This is a genomic window from Pseudomonas sp. Ga0074129, assembly GCA_001465025.1.
Lineage (GTDB): Bacteria > Pseudomonadota > Gammaproteobacteria > Pseudomonadales > Pseudomonadaceae > Aquipseudomonas.
This window is the reverse complement of sequence record LNDO01000088.1, coordinates 36,582-52,112: the sequence shown is the minus strand read 5'-3', so window position 1 is coordinate 52,112 and position 15,531 is coordinate 36,582. Positions and strand designations below refer to the sequence as shown.

The following is a 15,531-nucleotide window of genomic DNA, read 5'->3' as shown; positions in this document are numbered from 1 at the left end:
AACTGCGGCAATGAACATAAAAAGCCTGCTGTCAGAAAAACAACCCGAGCCGGTTGATGATTTCTTCGTCCCGGAACTGTGCCAGCCTGAAGCGCTGCTGAGCATGGTGCTGCTGGCCGAGTTGCTGGTGCTGGTGCTGGTTTTGTCTGAGCCGATGTTGCCGGGCTTTGACTGGGTGCGTTTGGCCCTGACGTCGCTGTTTGTGCAATGGATTGTGCTGCTCTCGGCGGCGGTGTTGTGCCGCTTGCGCCCCCTGATGGCGCGCATGGCCGCGGCGACGGCGGGGGCGTTGTGTTGTGCGATTGTGGTTGCGCTGAGCTTGTTGTGCACGGCAGTGGCCGATTACTACGAGCTGGGCGGGCCACTGCCGCGTACGGGTGAGGTCAATCTGTACCTGCGCCATGGCTTGATCAGCCTGATCATGTCGGCGCTGCTGCTGCGCTATTTTTACCTGCAAAGCCAATGGCGCAAGCAGGAGCAGGCTGAATTGCGGGCGCGGATTGAGTCGCTGCAAGCGCGCATCCGCCCACATTTTCTGTTTAACAGCCTGAACAGTATTGCCAGTCTGGTGGTGATTGATCCATATAAAGCCGAGCAAGCGGTGTTGGATCTTTCTGACTTGTTTCGCGCTAGCCTGGCCAAGCCCGGCAGCTTGGTGCCCTGGCGCGAGGAATTGGAATTGGCGCAACGATATTTATCGATTGAGCGCTATCGGCTTGGCGAGCGTCTACAGTTGCAATGGGAGATTGTCGATGTACCGGATGATCTACCGATTCCACAACTGACGCTGCAGCCCTTACTGGAAAACGCCTTGATCTACGGTATTCAACCGCGTATCGAGGGTGGCTTGGTACAGGTCGAAGCGAGTTATCACGAGGGGGTGTTCCAGTTGTGTGTGAGCAATCCATACGAACAACTCGGTGAGCAGCCGCCATCGCGCGGCACGCATCAAGGCTTGACCAATATTGATGCGCGGCTGGTGGCACTTTTCGGTCCACAGGCCAGTCTCAGCGTAGAGCGTCATGACGGACGTCACTTCACGCGTCTACGCTATCCTTGTGCCAGACCCAAGCAGGAAGCCCGTGCATTATGAATGTCCTGATTGTCGATGATGAACCCTTGGCCCGTGAGCGCCTGAGCCGCATGGTGGGCGAACTCGAGGGCTATCGTGTGCTGGAGCCGGCGGCAAGCAATGGCGAAGAGGCATTGAGCCTGATCGACAGCCTGAAGCCAGATGTGGTGCTGCTGGATATCCGCATGCCCGGCCTGGACGGGCTGCAAGTGGCGGCCAAACTGTGTGAGCGCGAAGCGCCGCCGGCAGTGATTTTTTGCACCGCGCATGATGAGTTTGCCCTGGAAGCTTTTCAGGTCAGTGCTGTCGGTTATCTGGTCAAACCGGTGCGTGCAGAAAGCCTGAGCGAAGCGCTGAAAAAAGCCGAGCGGCCTAACCGCGTGCAATTGGCCGCCTTGACCCGTCCCGCCGCGGACAGCAGTGGCGGCCCGCGCAGCCACATCAGTGCTCGCACGCGCAAAGGTATTGAACTGATTCCGCTGGATCAGGTGATCTACTTCATCGCCGACCACAAATACGTGACTTTGCGCCACACCGGCGGCGAGGTGCTGCTGGATGAGCCACTGAAGGCGCTGGAAGATGAATTTGGCGATCGCTTTGTGCGTATTCACCGCAATGCACTGGTGGCCCGTGAGCGCATCGAGCGGCTGCAGCGCACACCGCTTGGGCATTTTCAGCTCTACCTCAAGGGCATGCACGAGGAAGCGCTGATCGTCAGCCGTCGGCATGTCGCCGGGGTGCGCAAGCTGATGAATAACCTGTAGCGCAGGCTACAAGTCCCTAGCCGTCGCCAGCGCTAGGGGCTTGATTGTCGCCGCGCGCGACCTCGCCTGATTAGCTTGCAGCTTGTCACTTCTTGCTATCATCCCCGGCAGTCCGTTTTCTGGAATTGCCCATGTCTCGCGAAATTCGCATTGCCACCCGTAAAAGTGCCTTAGCCCTGTGGCAGGCCGAACACGTTAAAGCCCGTCTGGAGCAGGCGCACCCTGACCTTAAGGTCAGCCTGGTGCCCATGGTTAGCCGTGGCGATAAGCTGCTGGATGCGCCGCTGGCGAAGATCGGCGGCAAGGGGCTGTTCGTCAAAGAGCTGGAAACCGCGCTGCTGGAAAATCAGGCCGACATCGCCGTGCATTCGATGAAAGACGTGCCGATGGATTTTCCCGAAGGTCTGGGCTTGTACTGCATTTGCGAGCGTGAAGACCCGCGCGATGCCTTTGTCTCCAACACCTATGCCAGCCTCGACGCCTTGCCTGCGGGCAGTGTGGTCGGCACCTCCAGCCTGCGCCGTCAGGCTCAGTTGCTGGCGCGCCGGCCGGATCTGAAAATCCAGTTCTTGCGCGGCAACGTCAACACCCGTCTGGCCAAGCTGGACGCCGGCGAGTACGACGCCATTATCCTTGCCGCGGCGGGCCTGATTCGTCTGGGCTTTGCCGACCGCATTCGCAGCTCGATCAGTGCTGAAGACAGTCTGCCTGCCGGTGGGCAGGGCGCGGTCGGTATCGAATGCCGTACGGCCGACAGCGAGATTCACGCCCTGCTGGCCCCTCTGCATCACCGCGAAACGGCCTTGCGCGTCACTGCCGAGCGCGCCTTGAACAAGCACCTCAATGGTGGCTGCCAGGTGCCGATTGCCTGCTATGCGCTGCTCGAGGGTGAGCAGCTGTGGCTGCGCGGGCTGGTCGGCCAACCCGATGGTTCGCAATTGTTACGTGCTGAACTGCGCGGCAGCAGTGCCGAGGCCGAGCAATTGGGCGTGCAAGTGGCCGAAGCGCTGCTGGCCCAAGGTGCCGCGGGCATTCTGCAAGCGGTGTACGGCGAGGCCGCTGCCGAGTGAGCCCATGGCGTGTGCTGCTGACCCGGCCGGCTCAGGAGTCGACCGCGTTGGTTGCCACGTTGGCGCAGCACGGTATTTACAGCAGCAGCCTACCCCTACTGGCCATTGAACCGCTGGCTGAGCGGGCTGAGCAGCGCGCGCAATTGGCGGCGTTGGCCGAGTACAACGCGTTGATCGTGGTCAGCAAGCCGGCGGCCCGCTTATTGCTCGAACGCCTGGCGCACAGCCAGATCCGTGTACCTGCCGAGCAGCCCTGGTTCAGTGTGGGAGCCGCCACTGCGCAGATTTTGTTGCACCAGCACGCGAACGTGCATTACCCCGAACAGGCCGATGACAGCGAAGCCTTGCTGGCGCTGCCGCGCCTGCAACAGGCCATGGCTGCGTGCAAAATCCCCAAGGTATTAATCGGGCGCGGCGAGGGTGGCCGAGAGTTACTCGCTGAGCGCTTGCGCGGCCAAGGCGCAGAGGTGGACTATCTGCCACTGTATCGTCGGGTGCTGCCCGTTTACCCGCCTGCCACGCTGATCCAACGTGTTCGTGCTGAACGCCTGAACGCCCTGGTGGTCAGCAGTGGGCAAGGTTTTGTGCATTTGCGCGAACTGGCCGGTGAGGCCTGGGACGAACTGGCCCAGTTACCCTTGTTTGTACCCAGCCCGCGTGTAGCCGAACTGGCCCGCGCGGCGGGTGCCCATAGTGTTGTCGATTGTCGTGGTGCGAGCGCCGCGGCATTGCTGGCAGTGTTGCAGGCGCAACCTGCGGCCGATCTCTGACGCAAAGGATGGATACGTGAGCGAAGCAACCACCCCGAAAGACCAAGACCTGAACGCCCCTGCACCCGTTATGGCTGCTGACGCGCCGTCTACCGCCAGCCAACCGGCCGCCGCTGTAGGCCAACCGCCTGCGCGCGGTAATGGTCTGGCGCTGTTGGCCTTGTTGGTCGCTGCTGCTGGTGCCGGAGCGGGCGGTTGGGGGCTTTTGCAGATGCAGGCGCTGGAAGCGCGCAGCCAGCAACAGCAGTTGTTACTGCAGGATGCTCAACGTGACGCCCAGCGCCTGGCCCAAGTGGGGCAAACGCTGGATACACGGCTTGATCAACTGCCCAGCGTAGAGGAGCTGGAAACACGGCGGCGTTTGCTGGCGCAGTTGCAGGGCGATCAGCAGCTGCTTAATCAGCGTCTGGAAACCGTGCTGGGTGCCAGTCGCCAGGACTGGCGTCTGGCCGAGGCTGAGCATTTGCTGCGTCTGGCCAGCCTGCGTCTGTCGGCGCTGCAAGACATCAGCAGCGCCACTGCGCTGGTGCAGGCCGCTGATGAAATCCTCCATGAACAGGATGACCCAGCCGCTTTTGCCGCCCGTGAGCAACTGGCCAAGAGCCTGCAGGCCTTGCGTTCGACCGATAACCCGGATCGCACCGGCTTGTTCCTGCAACTGGCGGCGTTACGCGGCCAAGTGGTGCAGTTGAATGCCCTGACGCCCACCTTCACGGGCGAGGGCGGCGTGCTTAGCGAACTGGCCAACGAGGCGGCGGCGCAACCGCAATGGTGGCAGCGTGCCCTGCAGACCCTGTCGGAATACTTCCGTATCGATTTCAACGCGGACCAAAACATTCGACCGCTGCTCGCCGGGCAAAGCCTGACTCAGGTGCGTCTGGCGCTCAGCCTGGCGTTGGAGCAAGCCCAATGGGGCGCACTGCACGGTGAGGCGGCGGTGTTTAAGCAAGCCTTGCAACAGGCGACCGAGGTGCTGGATGCCCACTTTGACGTGGACAACCCTGCCAGCCGCAGCCTGCGTGCCGCCCTTGTTGAGCTGAGCGCCCGGCCGATTGAGGTCACGCCGCCTGATTTAAGCCCGGCGCTGAATGCCGTGCAGGCTTACCTTCAGGCCAAGCAATCAGCGCGCAATCAGCAGCCGACGCCAGTGTTGGATGCACCGACGGATGATATCGAAGCGCACCTGCAGGAGGCTCCGCAATGAAGCGTGTCTACTGGCTGGTGTTGGTTTTGGCGCTGGTTGCCGGCGCGGCCAGCCTGCTGCTGTTCGGGCTGCCGCTGGCCGAGCACAAAGGTTATGTGCTGATTGCCTTTCAAGGCTTTCGCTATGAGTCCAGCCTCTGGGCTTTCGTGGTGCTGGTGCTGCTGATATGGCTGCTGCTGTATTTGCTGCGACTGAGCATCAGGCTGCTGGTCACGTCTGGTAGGTTTATCAACCCCTGGTCGCGGTTGCACAGCCGCCGTCGAGTGCGCCTGGCCAGCGAGCAAGGTCTTCTTGATCTGGCTGAAGGCCGTTGGGCGCGAGCGCTGCGTCATCTTCAACGCGCTGCTGCCGATGCGCCGCAGCCATTGAGCTACTACCTGGGTGCCGCGCGCGCAGCCAACCAGTTGGGCCAGCACGAGACCAGCGACAACCTGCTTGAACAGGCGCTGAACAAGCAACCGCAGGCGGAGTTGGCGATTGCCCTGCAGCATGCCGAACTGCAAGTGGCGCGCGGCCAGACCGAAGCCGCGCTGGAAACCCTGCAGGCCATGCGCGAACGTCATCCGCATCATCATCTGGTGTTACGTCAACTGCAGCAGTTGTACTTGCAGTCGGCCAATTGGTCGGCCCTGCTGGGCTTGCTGCCGGATCTGCGCAAGGAAAAAGCCTTGGGCAATGCCGAGCTGGCCGAGCTTGAGCGTCAAGCCTGGCGTGGTCGCTTGCAGCAGGCAGGTCAGGTTGTCGACGGCGATAAGCCCGCGGCGCTGGCGGCCTTGCATCAAGCCTGGCAGACCATGAGCGCAGCCCAGCATCGTGAGCCGGATTTGCTGGCGGTGTATGCCGAGCAATTGCGCCATCTGGGTGCTGAAGACGAAGCGCAAACGCTGCTGCAAAACGCCCTGAAACAGAGTTACGACGTTGCCTTGGTGCGCCTCTACGGTTTGCTGCACGGGCGTGATGCGGGGCGACAATTGCAGGTGGCCGAGGGCTGGCTCAAGCAACATCCCCAAGATGCCAGCTTGCTGCTGACCCTGGGTCGGCTGTGCATGCACAATCAGCTGTGGGGCAAGGCGCGCACTTATCTTGAGAGCAGTTTGAGCGTTCAGCGCCACCCGGAAACCTGTGCTGAGCTGGCCCGGCTGCTGGCGCAGATGGGCGAACTGGAGCGCAGCAACAGCCTCTATCAAGAGGGCATGCGTCTGCTGGATGAGCGCTTGTGCTCCTCGTCGGTGGCTTTATCCACCTAATTGAATGCTGAGAGGCATTTATGCGCGTCGTGTTGATCTGCTGTCTTGCCTTCATGCTAATGGGCTGTGCCGGTCCGCAGGTGCGTGATTACGCCCAGCAACAGCCAGGCCTCGAGCTGAGTGACTATTTTAACGGCGAGTTGCAGGCCTGGGGCATGTTTCAGAATCGCTCTGGTGAGGTGATCAAACGCTTTCATGTCGCTATGAGCGGAACCTGGGACGGTGATGTCGGCGTACTCGACGAGCACTTCACCTACAGCGATGGCAGCACCGAACGACGTGTCTGGACCCTGCGCAAACAGCCAGACGGCAGTTGGCGCGGGACGGCAGATGATGTGGTGGGCGAGGCGATTGGCCATGTCGCTGGCAATGCATTGCACTGGCGCTACAAGCTGCGCTTGAAGGTCGATGACTCAACCTATGTGGTTGATTTTGATGACTGGATGTTCCTGATGGACGATCAGGTGATGCTCAACCGGGCGCGCATGTCGAAGTGGGGTATCGATTTGGGTCAGGTCACCCTGAGTTTTTACAAGCCTGCCGCCAAGATGAACAAGCCCTGACTACCGGTTAAACGCTTGTATGAAATTATCTTCCGGCCTGTCTTGAAGGCCTGTGCGTGGCAGAATAATCTGGCCACAGTCACCGCCGGAAAGTTGCCGTTTCACGGTTGTCTTCCCAGAGCTTGCCGCTAATGACAGAAAAATGTCTTGGTTCGCTCACAACACTAATAGCAATAGGGAAGTAGAGGTCACCATGCTTGAGAGTTGCCAAAATGCCCAGGAACGTTGGGGCGGGGTTCATCTGCTGATAGACCGCTGGTTGCAGGAGCGTCGCGAGTTGGTAGAAGCCTATGCCGCTATCAATATCGCTGCGCAGGCGCCCAGCACCCATTGCGAGACTGTCCAGCGCTTCTGTGAAATCTTGGTTGATTACGTCTCGGCGGGCCACTTTGAGGTCTACGAGCAGTTGACCAGTGAAGCCAAAGCCTTTGGTGATCAGCGTGGCCTGGACCTGGCCAAGCAAATTTACCCGCGCATTGAGGCGATCACCGAAGTGGCGTTGGCCTTTAATGATCGTTGCGACAACAGCGACCGTCAGGACTCAGGCTCTTTGCTGGATGAACTCAAGCGTCTCGGCCAGTTGTTGCACGAGCGCTTCGAGTTAGAAGATTGCCTTATCGAGGTGCTGCACAACGCCCATCGCGAGCAGGCTGCCGCCGCCGCTTCCTGAGCCCCTGCTACTCCTTGGTGTCGAGCAATTCCAGTTCGAACACCAAGGGCGAGTAAGGTGGAATCAAATCCCCCGCGCCTTCTTCGCCATACGCCTGAGCCGACGGAATCACTAAACGCCACTGCGCGCCCACCGGCATAAGCGGTAGTGCACTGCGCCAGCCGGCGATGACGCTGTCCAAGCGAAACCATTGCGCCGTCTGGCTCTCATCAAACGGGCTGCCATCGGCCAGAAATCCGACATAGCGCACCTGCACGCGATCATGCGGGCGTGGTTTTTGGCCGCTGCCAGCACGCAATTGCTGCATCAATACGCCATTGTCCAGCACGCGTACACCTGCCTTAGCTTTCTCGTTGGCGAGAAAACGCTTCTCGGCTTGCTTCGCTTTTTCAAGCTGCTGCGGCACCTCGGCCAAGTGCGCGTCGTGCTCGGCCAGCAGCTCCTCAATACGTTCTGCTTCCAGCGCTAAAGGCTCGTTGCGATAGGCCTGGCGCAGGCCGTCGAGCAGCGCTTGTAACTCTAACTGTGGCACTTCGTCGCGCAGCCGCTCGCCCAGTTTCACGCCGAGGCTGTAGGCCAGGTCGTGGGCGTGATCGTCTGCTTGCGTGTAGGACGCCAGCAGGCAGAGCAGCAGCAAGGTCAAACGTGGCATGGGGAATCTCCGGCCTATGATCGCCCGATTATGCCAGCCACGCGCGCGAGCTCAATGCGGGCGTGCGTGAGGTAGCGAGGCAGGGCGCAGGAGGTCTAGTATGGCGGTAACTTCATCCGCCAGGAGGCGCGTCATGTCCGCAACAAAGAATGCGAAGAAGAAATCCGTGAGCACCCCGCTGCACTTGCTGCAGCAGCTCTCCCACAGCCTGCTTGAGCACCTGGAGGACGCCTGCACGCGTGCTTTGGTCGAAGCCGAGCAGCTCCTCGCCAAGCTGGAAAAGCAGCGCGGCAAGGCTCAAGAGAAATTGCACAAAGCGCGCAGCAAGATGCAGGACGCTGCGGTAGCGGGTAAAGCCAAGGCGCAGCTTAAAGCCAAAGAGGCGGTTGAAGAGTTGGAGCAACTGCTCGACACCCTGAAAGACCGTCAAAGCGAGACGCGCAGCTACATCGCCGAATTGAAGCGCGATGCGCAGGAAAGCCTGAAGCTCGCCCAAGGTGTAGGCAAGGTCAAAGAAGCGGTTAACAAGGCGTTGGACAGCCGTGCAGTCAAGGCAGCTCAGGTTAAACCAGCAGCCAAGCCAGCAGCGTCCAAACCTGCTGCTGCCAAGCCCGCAGCTAAAACAACTGCCGCAGTGGGTGCGGTAAAAGCACCGGCCAAAGCGCCCGCCAAGGCCGCAAGCAAAGCACCTGCTGCGCCCAAAGCTGCCGCAAAACCCGCCGCCGCCAAACCTGTAGCCAGCAAGGCTGTTGCGCCTAAGCCAGCTGCCAAACCAGCCGCGAAGCCAGTCGCTAAACCGACCGCCAAACCCGCTGCGAAAAAACCGGTCGCCAAGCCCGTGGTAGCCAAAGCTCCAGCGGTCGCTGCGCCAGCCGCGCCGGCTGCCGACAGCAACCCAACCAGCGCCGCTTAAGCGTTTAGTTGTGTTGCCGCGATGCGCAGCGTTTGCAGCGCATCGCGGTTGGCCGGTTCGGGCGCTAGCGCGTCCAGCCATTGCGCAGGGGTTGAAGCGCCTGCGCGCGGCCAAGCCTCGCTGCATTGCGCCAGTCGCTGCAGTTGTTGCCGTTCGGCAGCCAGTTCCAGTTGTTTGACCTGTTCGCGCAGCAGCGCCAGAGCATCGTCACCCGCTGCCCGCTCACGCCAGCTTTGCCGTAACTGACGCAGCGGTACCACCACCTGTTGTTGCCAAGGTAGCGCGAGTTGGCGCAACGCCCCGGCGCGCGTTGCGTTGCAGTCGATCTGCCTACGCTCCAACCAGGCGGCGCACAGCAGCAGGCAGACATCCGCGCCGTCAGCTTGCAGGCGCAGGCACGCGGCCTCAACGCCGGGTTGTTGATACAGGTTTTGGGCGAATCGCCACAGGTCAGTCGTCATGGTGCTTTCCGGGTTTCTCTAAAGGGACTCTGGTAGACTCCGTCGCCATTATGATCCGACTCCAGAACCTGACTTTACAGCGTGGCCCTCAGCGTCTGCTAGAAGACGCCGAGATGACCCTGCACCCCGGCCACAAAGCCGGCCTGATCGGCGCTAACGGTGCCGGTAAATCCAGCCTGTTTGCCCTGTTCCGTGGCGAGCTGAGTGCCGACGCGGGCGATTGCCTGATACCCGCCGACTGGCGCGTGGCACACATGCGTCAGGAGATCGACGCTGTCGAACGCCAGGCCGTTGATTACGTCCTCGACGGCGATGTAAAGCTGCGCCGGGTGCAAGCCGAACTGGCCGTGGCCGAAGCCGCGCATGACGGCGCTGCCGTGGCGCGCTTGCACACGGAACTCGACACCCTCGACGGTTACAGTGCTGATGCCCGCGCGCGCAAGCTGCTCGCCGGCTTGGGCTTTGACAGTGCGCAGATGGACCGTCGTGTTGGTGACTTCTCCGGTGGCTGGCGCATGCGTTTGAACCTGGCGCAGGCACTGATGTGTCCGTCCGACCTGTTGCTGCTCGATGAGCCGACCAACCACCTCGACCTCGACGCGATTCTCTGGCTGGAAGGCTGGCTCAAAGGCTATCCCGGCACCTTGCTGCTGATTTCCCACGACCGCGATTTCCTCGATGCCGTGGTCGATCATGTGGCACACCTCGATCAGCAGAAGCTGACCCTGTATCGCGGGGGCTATTCAGCCTTTGAACGCACCCGTGCCGAGCGTCTCGCGCAGCAGCAACAGGCGTACGAAAAGCAGCAAGTGCAGCGCGCGCACATGGAAAAGTACATCGCCCGCTTTAAGGCTCAAGCCACCAAAGCGCGCCAGGCACAGAGCCGGATCAAGGCGCTGGAGCGCATGGAAGAGCTGTCGGCGGCGCATGTCGATTCGCCGTTTGATTTCAGCTTCCGCGAGGCCGACAAGATCTCCAGCCCACTGCTCAGCTTGAGTGAAGGTCGCCTTGGCTACGGCGATAAGGTTGTGCTGGAGAAGGTCAAGCTCAGCCTGGCGCCCGGTGCGCGCATCGGTCTGCTCGGGCCAAATGGTGCGGGCAAGTCGACCCTGATCAAAAATCTCTCGAACGAACTGCAGCCCATCAGCGGCCATCTGCAGCGCGGCGAGAATCTGGTGGTCGGCTACTTTGCCCAGCATCAACTTGATGCGCTGGACGATAAAGCCAGCCCGCTGCTGCACTTCCAGCGTCTGGCACCTACCGAGCGCGAACAAACCCTGCGCGACTTCCTCGGCGGTTTCGACTTCCGTGGCCCGCGTTGCGATGAGCCGGTGCTGAATTTCTCCGGTGGTGAGAAAGCCCGTCTGGCCTTGGCGCTGATCGCTTGGGGCAAGCCGAATCTGCTGTTGCTGGATGAGCCGACCAACCACCTCGACTTGGAAATGCGCCTGGCGCTGACCATGGCCCTGCAAGAGTTCAGCGGCGCGGTGGTGGTGGTGTCCCACGACCGTCACTTGCTGAAAAGCACCACCGACGAATTTCTGCTGGTGGCCGATGGGCAGGTGCTGCCCTTCGACGGTGATCTGGAAGACTACGCCCGCTGGCTGGTCGATTACCGCGTGCGTCAGGCACCGGCGAGCAGCAGCGAGAGCAATCCGGATAAAACCGACAAGCGCGTACAGCGTCAGGCTGCCGCCGCGTTGCGTCAGCAATTGGCACCGCACAAGCGCGAAGCCGACAAGCTAGAGAAAGAGCTGGGCCAGTTGCATGAAAAGCTCGCGGCGGTTGAAACCCGCTTGGGCGAAAGCGACATCTACGACGCCGCGCGCAAGGACGAACTGCGTGACGCCCTGGCCGAACAAGCCAAGCTGAAAAGCCGCGAGGCCGATCTGGAAGAGCGCTGGTTGCTCGCACTGGAAACCCTCGAAGCGCTGCAAGCCGAGTTGGAGGCTGCCAGTTGACGATCAGTCTGCCAACCCTGGAATGGCTGCTGGCCTGGCGCGAGCCTCTGCTAACGGCTGGTCAGGTGTTGCTGATCATTCTGCTGGCTTGGTTACTGCAGCGTCTGCTTACCCGTGGCATCACCCGCCTTGGTAAGCGTTATCCGCAGTTACCGGCGGAGTTGCTGGTGCCACTGCGCGGCGTGTTGCGATGGTTGGTTCTAGGCAGTGCATTGTTGCTGGTACTGGAGCGTGTCGGTGTCTCGGCACAGGTGCTTTGGGGGGCTTTGACCGGGTTTGCGGCGGTGGCTGCAATCGCCTTCTTTGCGTTGTGGAGTGTGTTGTCGAACATGTTCTGCGCGCTGCTGATCTTTACCCTGGGGCCTTTTCGTATCGGTGACTGTGTTGAAGTGCTGGAAAGTGCCGACAAACCCGGCGTGCGTGGCCGGGTTATGGAGATCAATCTGTTTTACACCACCCTAGAGGACCTTAGCGGCGACGCGCCTGGGGCCTGGGTCCAGATCCCCAATACCCTGTTTTTCCAGAAGGCTGTGCGTCGCTGGCGTAACGGCGATTTGCCCCCTGAGCGACCGCGCAACGTTTAATCGGTGTGGGGCATGTGATCCGCGTCTCGCCGGGGTCTCGTTCTAATCAGCTTGCGCGCTGCAACTGGGCGGATGGTCCAACACGCGTTAGTCTCGCTGCCTATCTTCCTTTCTCTGTTCTGTTTGAGGTAACTGCCATGGCACTGGAAACCTGGCTCGCGTTCTTTGTTGCCTGTTGGATCATCAGCCTGTCACCGGGAGCGGGGGCGATTGCCTCGATGTCGGCCGGTTTGCAGTATGGTTTTTTGCGCGGTTACTGGAATGCCCTGGGTCTGCAACTGGGCTTGGTCCTGCAGATCGTGATCGTGGCAGCTGGTGTCGGGGCGATTCTGGCCGCCTCTGAACTGGCGTTCAGTCTGATCAAGTGGTTCGGTGTGGTGTACTTGGTTTACCTCGGCTATCGCCAGTGGCAGGCGCTGCCTAGCGATATGGCGACACAGACCGAGCGTCCGATTGGCCGTCCGCTGACCTTGGTGCTGCGCGGTTTTCTGGTCAACTTCAGCAACCCCAAGGCGATTGTTTTCATGCTCGCGGTGCTGCCGCAGTTCCTCAATCCACAAGCGCCGCTGCTGATGCAGTACCTGGTGATGGGCGTCACCATGATTTGCGTCGACCTGATCGTGATGGCCGGTTACACCGGCTTGGCGGCACGGGTGCTGGGTGCGCTGCGTTCGCCGCGTCAGCAGCGTGTGATGAACCGCACCTTTGGTGCCCTGTTCATTGGTGCGGCAGCCTTGCTGGCCAGCGTGCGCCGCGCCCCCGTTTGATCGGCAAGCTGATCCTTACCAAGGAATCGGCTGGCCGTCCCAGCCCCAGAACGTGCCGGTTTGTGCAGGGCCGTGCCGCTCAACTTGCGCCAGCAAGCATTCGGCGGAGTAGTGCGGTGTAAACAGTTTTTCGGCCGGCACATTGGCCTGAAAGGGTTTTGATAGGTCGGTGTCAGTGGTGCCGGGGTGCAGGCTGAGCACGCAACTGTTGGGGTTGAGTCGGCTCAGTTCGATGCTCGCCGTGTGCAGCAGTTGATTCAACGCCGCCTTGCTGGCGCGGTAACTGTACCAGCCGCCGAGGCGGTTATCGCCGATCGAACCCACCCGCGCCGACAGCGCTGCCACGGTGCACGGGTGCTGGCCGCGCAGCAGAGGCAACAAATGTTTGAGCAGCAGAATCGGTGCAAAGCTGTTGCGCTGAAAGGTCGCCAACAGCCCGTCAAGATTCAACTGCGCCAAGCCTTTCTCGGCGCGCGATGCGCCGTCCTGCAGCACGCCGACGGTGCACAGCAACAGATGCACGCGCGGTATCACCGCTCGCAGATGAGCGGCCAGCGCACTCAGCGCCTGCTCATCGCACACGTCCACATCCAGGCACTGCAACCGTGGCCCATGCACGGCGACCACGGCCTGCAAGCCCTGCGCCTGTGTCGCGTGGCGGGCCACCGCATATACGCGAGCAACATCGGCACGGGCCAATAACTGCTCAGTCAAGGCCAGACCAATCCCCCGGCTGGCCCCACACACCACGACATGGGCGGGTTCTTCCAAGCGTTGCCAAAAACTCATGGGTGGCTCCTGCGCCGGGTGATTTGGTTCTCGCTGCTCAGCACTCTGCGCTATCTGGGCTTGCCGTGCGGCGCTTGAGTGTTCAGCCTATCGGTTCTGCACGATGCCCGCGAGCGCTTGGCATCGCTGTGGCTGGTATGCGCCCCTCTTAACATGGTGAAACAAGGAGATTGCGCGCTGATGCGAGTCTGGATCGATGCCGATGCCTGCCCTCGGGCGGCCAAGGATCAGGTGGTGAAGTTTGCCTTGAAGCGGCGCTTTGAGGTGGTGATGGTGGCGGGGCAGGCGTTGGCCAAACCGGCCTTCAGTTGCGTGCGTTTGATTGTGGTGCCCAGTGGGCCGGATGCGGCGGATGATTACCTGGTGGAGCACGCCCAGCCCGGCGAACTGGTGATTTGCAGCGATGTGCCGCTGGCGGATCGGCTGGTGAAGAAGGGCGTGGCGGCGCTGGACCCGCGCGGGCGCGAGTTTGATGAGCGCAACATGGCGGACAAGCTGGCGGTGCGTAACCTGTTTACCGAACTGCGCGAACAAGGCCAGATGGGCGGAGGCCAGGCCGCTTATGGCGAGCGCGACAAGCAGGCGTTTGCCAATGCGCTGGATCGTATCCTCACCCGCTTGAGCCGTTAGCGCATCCTGCGTACTGCTGTGGGAGGCGCTTTAGCGGCGAGCCTTGGCGTCTCATCGCTGTTCTCTGATCCGACCTGGATTATCCGCACAGGTAGGTACCGGTGCCGACTGCCACCAGCGTGCCGTCGTCGCTGTGCAGTTCACTGCGCACCACCGCGACTTTGTTGCCGGAACGCAGCAGCACCGCCGTGGCGGTGAAACGTTGACCACGGCCAGGGCGCAGGTAGTCGATGCGCAGGTCGATGGTGCCGAGCTTGGACAGTTTGGCCATGCGTTCGGCGCTGGACAGGTGTTGATGTTTGTCGAACGCGCCGATCAGCGCCATGGCCCCGCCGGTGACGTCCAGCAACGAGGAAATCACCCCGCCATGCAGGATGCCGTGGACGAAGTTGCCGATCAGCTCGGGCTTCATCGGCAGGTGCATGGTCACCCGCTCGGTGCTCAGTTCGTCCAGTTCGATGCCGAGCATCTGGTTGAACGGGATGCGCTGAAAAAACGCGGCCACGGCCTGCTGCAATTCAGCGGTGAGTTCGAAAGACGGCTTGCTCATGGGGTATACGCCAAGTGAGGGAATGGTCAACCTGCCGCAGTGGCGAGCATCTGACCAGAGGCGCGGCGCGAGTGCCGCGCGCATTGGCGTGATTGGCGTGCTGCTGGTCTGATCCAGCCATAAACAGCCTGTTAGGCCGGGTGGCTCAGCTCCAGTACCCGATCCACCAGCTTGTTGATGCCTGCGGCCGCTTCGCTGATCGACTGCGCGAGCATATAGGCCGGCGTGGTGACCAGTTTGTGTTGCGCGTCCTCAACAATGTCGTTTACCTCGCACTCGTGGTGCTCGGCACCCATTTGCGTGAGTGCGGCGGCGGTGTCGTGATCCTTGCCGATGGTGCAGATCACGCCCGCACCGAAGATTTTCGCGGCCAGTGCCGGGGCGATGCACATCAAGCCCACCGGCTTGCCGGCCTTGACGAAGGTCTGGGTAGCGCTCAGTACATCGGCCTGCACGTTGCAGTTGGCTCCGCTGACAACGAAGTCCGAAAGGTTTTTCGCCACGCCAAAGCCGCCGGGCAGGATCACGGCGTCAAAGTCGCCGACATGCAGTTCTTTGACGTCCTTGATCTGGCCGCGGGCAATACGGGCCGATTCAACCAGCACATTGCGCGTTTCATCCATTTCGTCGCCGCTGTAGTGATCGACCACATGCAGTTGCGCCACGTTGGGGGCAAAGCACTGCACCACGGCGCCGCGCTGGTCGAGACGCAGCAGGGTGAGCACGCTTTCATGGATTTCAGCGCCGTCATAGACGCCACAACCGGACAGAATCACCGCGATTTTCTTGTTCATCAAAGGCTCCTCCAAGCAGATTTTTCGGGGCTAGGCTTACCTTTGAGGCGGCCCGGCATTGTCGTCAAAT

The 15,531-nt window shown here is 61.2% G+C and carries 18 protein-coding genes; 13 read left to right on the top strand and 5 right to left on the bottom strand.

Going from position 1 to position 15,531, the window contains the following annotated elements:
* The first annotated feature begins 10 nt into the window (after positions 1 to 10).
* The 8 genes from AUK77_RS12995 to rsd all read left to right on the top strand — a co-directional run bounded on the left by AUK77_RS12995 (position 11) and on the right by rsd (position 7,360).
* Positions 11 to 1,093 carry a sensor histidine kinase gene (locus tag AUK77_RS12995; protein WP_296130376.1) on the top strand — a complete coding sequence of 361 codons (1,083 nt, stop codon included), beginning with the start codon at positions 11 to 13 and terminating at the stop codon, positions 1,091 to 1,093.
* Positions 1,090 to 1,836: a LytTR family DNA-binding domain-containing protein gene (locus tag AUK77_RS12990; protein WP_296130375.1), complete on the top strand. Its 747-nt coding sequence runs from the start codon at positions 1,090 to 1,092 to the stop codon at positions 1,834 to 1,836. The genes AUK77_RS12995 and AUK77_RS12990 overlap by 4 nt, the downstream gene beginning before the upstream one ends.
* A gap of 131 nt (positions 1,837 to 1,967) precedes the next feature.
* On the top strand, positions 1,968 to 2,906 hold the full coding sequence (gene hemC, locus AUK77_RS12985) for a hydroxymethylbilane synthase (RefSeq protein WP_296130373.1): 939 nt from the start codon (positions 1,968 to 1,970) through the stop codon (positions 2,904 to 2,906).
* On the top strand, positions 2,903 to 3,676 hold the full coding sequence (locus AUK77_RS12980) for a uroporphyrinogen-III synthase (RefSeq protein WP_296130370.1): 774 nt from the start codon (positions 2,903 to 2,905) through the stop codon (positions 3,674 to 3,676). The genes hemC and AUK77_RS12980 overlap by 4 nt, the downstream gene beginning before the upstream one ends.
* A 16-nt stretch (positions 3,677 to 3,692) precedes the next feature.
* Positions 3,693 to 4,880, top strand: a complete 1,188-nt coding sequence (locus AUK77_RS12975) for a uroporphyrinogen-III C-methyltransferase (RefSeq protein ID WP_296130369.1) — start codon at positions 3,693 to 3,695, stop codon at positions 4,878 to 4,880.
* A complete protein-coding gene (locus tag AUK77_RS12970) occupies positions 4,877 to 6,127 on the top strand; it encodes a heme biosynthesis HemY N-terminal domain-containing protein (RefSeq protein WP_296130367.1) in 1,251 nt (416 codons plus the stop codon). The genes AUK77_RS12975 and AUK77_RS12970 overlap by 4 nt, the downstream gene beginning before the upstream one ends.
* A gap of 20 nt (positions 6,128 to 6,147) precedes the next feature.
* A complete protein-coding gene (locus tag AUK77_RS12965; protein ID WP_296130365.1) occupies positions 6,148 to 6,690 on the top strand; it encodes a DUF3833 domain-containing protein in 543 nt (180 codons plus the stop codon).
* A gap of 193 nt (positions 6,691 to 6,883) precedes the next feature.
* Entirely contained in the window at positions 6,884 to 7,360 is a 477-nt protein-coding gene (gene rsd / locus AUK77_RS12960; protein WP_296130364.1) for a sigma D regulator, read from the top strand.
* A gap of 7 nt (positions 7,361 to 7,367) precedes the next feature.
* On the opposite strand, the gene AUK77_RS12955 is transcribed toward rsd, so the two are convergent.
* Positions 7,368 to 8,012, bottom strand: a complete 645-nt coding sequence (locus AUK77_RS12955) for an FKBP-type peptidyl-prolyl cis-trans isomerase (protein WP_296130362.1) — start codon at positions 8,010 to 8,012, stop codon at positions 7,368 to 7,370.
* Between the two features lie 133 nt (positions 8,013 to 8,145).
* Here AUK77_RS12955 and AUK77_RS12950 point away from each other — a divergent pair, with 133 nt between their 5' ends.
* Positions 8,146 to 8,925, top strand: a complete 780-nt coding sequence (locus AUK77_RS12950; protein WP_296130360.1) for an AlgP family protein — start codon at positions 8,146 to 8,148, stop codon at positions 8,923 to 8,925.
* Here the strand turns inward: AUK77_RS12950 and AUK77_RS12945 are convergent.
* Positions 8,922 to 9,386 (bottom strand): TIGR02444 family protein, encoded by a 465-nt coding sequence (locus AUK77_RS12945; RefSeq protein WP_296130358.1) that lies wholly within the window; start codon positions 9,384 to 9,386, stop codon positions 8,922 to 8,924. The genes AUK77_RS12950 and AUK77_RS12945 overlap by 4 nt on opposite strands.
* A gap of 50 nt (positions 9,387 to 9,436) precedes the next feature.
* Here AUK77_RS12945 and AUK77_RS12940 point away from each other — a divergent pair, with 50 nt between their 5' ends.
* From AUK77_RS12940 to rhtB, 3 genes are all read left to right on the top strand, one after another.
* On the top strand, positions 9,437 to 11,347 hold the full coding sequence (locus tag AUK77_RS12940; protein WP_296130357.1) for an ATP-binding cassette domain-containing protein: 1,911 nt from the start codon (positions 9,437 to 9,439) through the stop codon (positions 11,345 to 11,347).
* Between the two features lie 8 nt (positions 11,348 to 11,355).
* Entirely contained in the window at positions 11,356 to 11,931 is a 576-nt protein-coding gene (locus tag AUK77_RS12935; protein ID WP_296130448.1) for a mechanosensitive ion channel family protein, read from the top strand.
* A gap of 137 nt (positions 11,932 to 12,068) precedes the next feature.
* Positions 12,069 to 12,698: a homoserine/homoserine lactone efflux protein gene (rhtB, locus tag AUK77_RS12930; RefSeq protein WP_296130355.1), complete on the top strand. Its 630-nt coding sequence runs from the start codon at positions 12,069 to 12,071 to the stop codon at positions 12,696 to 12,698.
* Positions 12,699 to 12,713: 15 nt separating this feature from the next.
* On the opposite strand, the gene AUK77_RS12925 is transcribed toward rhtB, so the two are convergent.
* On the bottom strand, positions 12,714 to 13,487 hold the full coding sequence (locus AUK77_RS12925; protein ID WP_296130354.1) for an SDR family NAD(P)-dependent oxidoreductase: 774 nt from the start codon (positions 13,485 to 13,487) through the stop codon (positions 12,714 to 12,716).
* Positions 13,488 to 13,667: 180 nt separating this feature from the next.
* Here AUK77_RS12925 and AUK77_RS12920 point away from each other — a divergent pair, with 180 nt between their 5' ends.
* Entirely contained in the window at positions 13,668 to 14,117 is a 450-nt protein-coding gene (locus AUK77_RS12920; protein ID WP_296130352.1) for a YaiI/YqxD family protein, read from the top strand.
* 79 nt (positions 14,118 to 14,196) lie between these two features.
* Here AUK77_RS12920 and AUK77_RS12915 read toward each other — a convergent pair whose 3' ends face one another.
* Together AUK77_RS12915 and elbB are read right to left on the bottom strand one after the other, a co-directional pair.
* Positions 14,197 to 14,667, bottom strand: a complete 471-nt coding sequence (locus AUK77_RS12915) for a thioesterase family protein (RefSeq protein ID WP_296130351.1) — start codon at positions 14,665 to 14,667, stop codon at positions 14,197 to 14,199.
* Between the two features lie 131 nt (positions 14,668 to 14,798).
* The gene (gene elbB / locus AUK77_RS12910; RefSeq protein WP_296130349.1) at positions 14,799 to 15,461 is read right to left on the bottom strand and encodes an isoprenoid biosynthesis glyoxalase ElbB; all 663 of its coding nucleotides are present in this window, start codon (positions 15,459 to 15,461) and stop codon (positions 14,799 to 14,801) included.
* Positions 15,462 to 15,531: the final 70 nt, after the last annotated feature.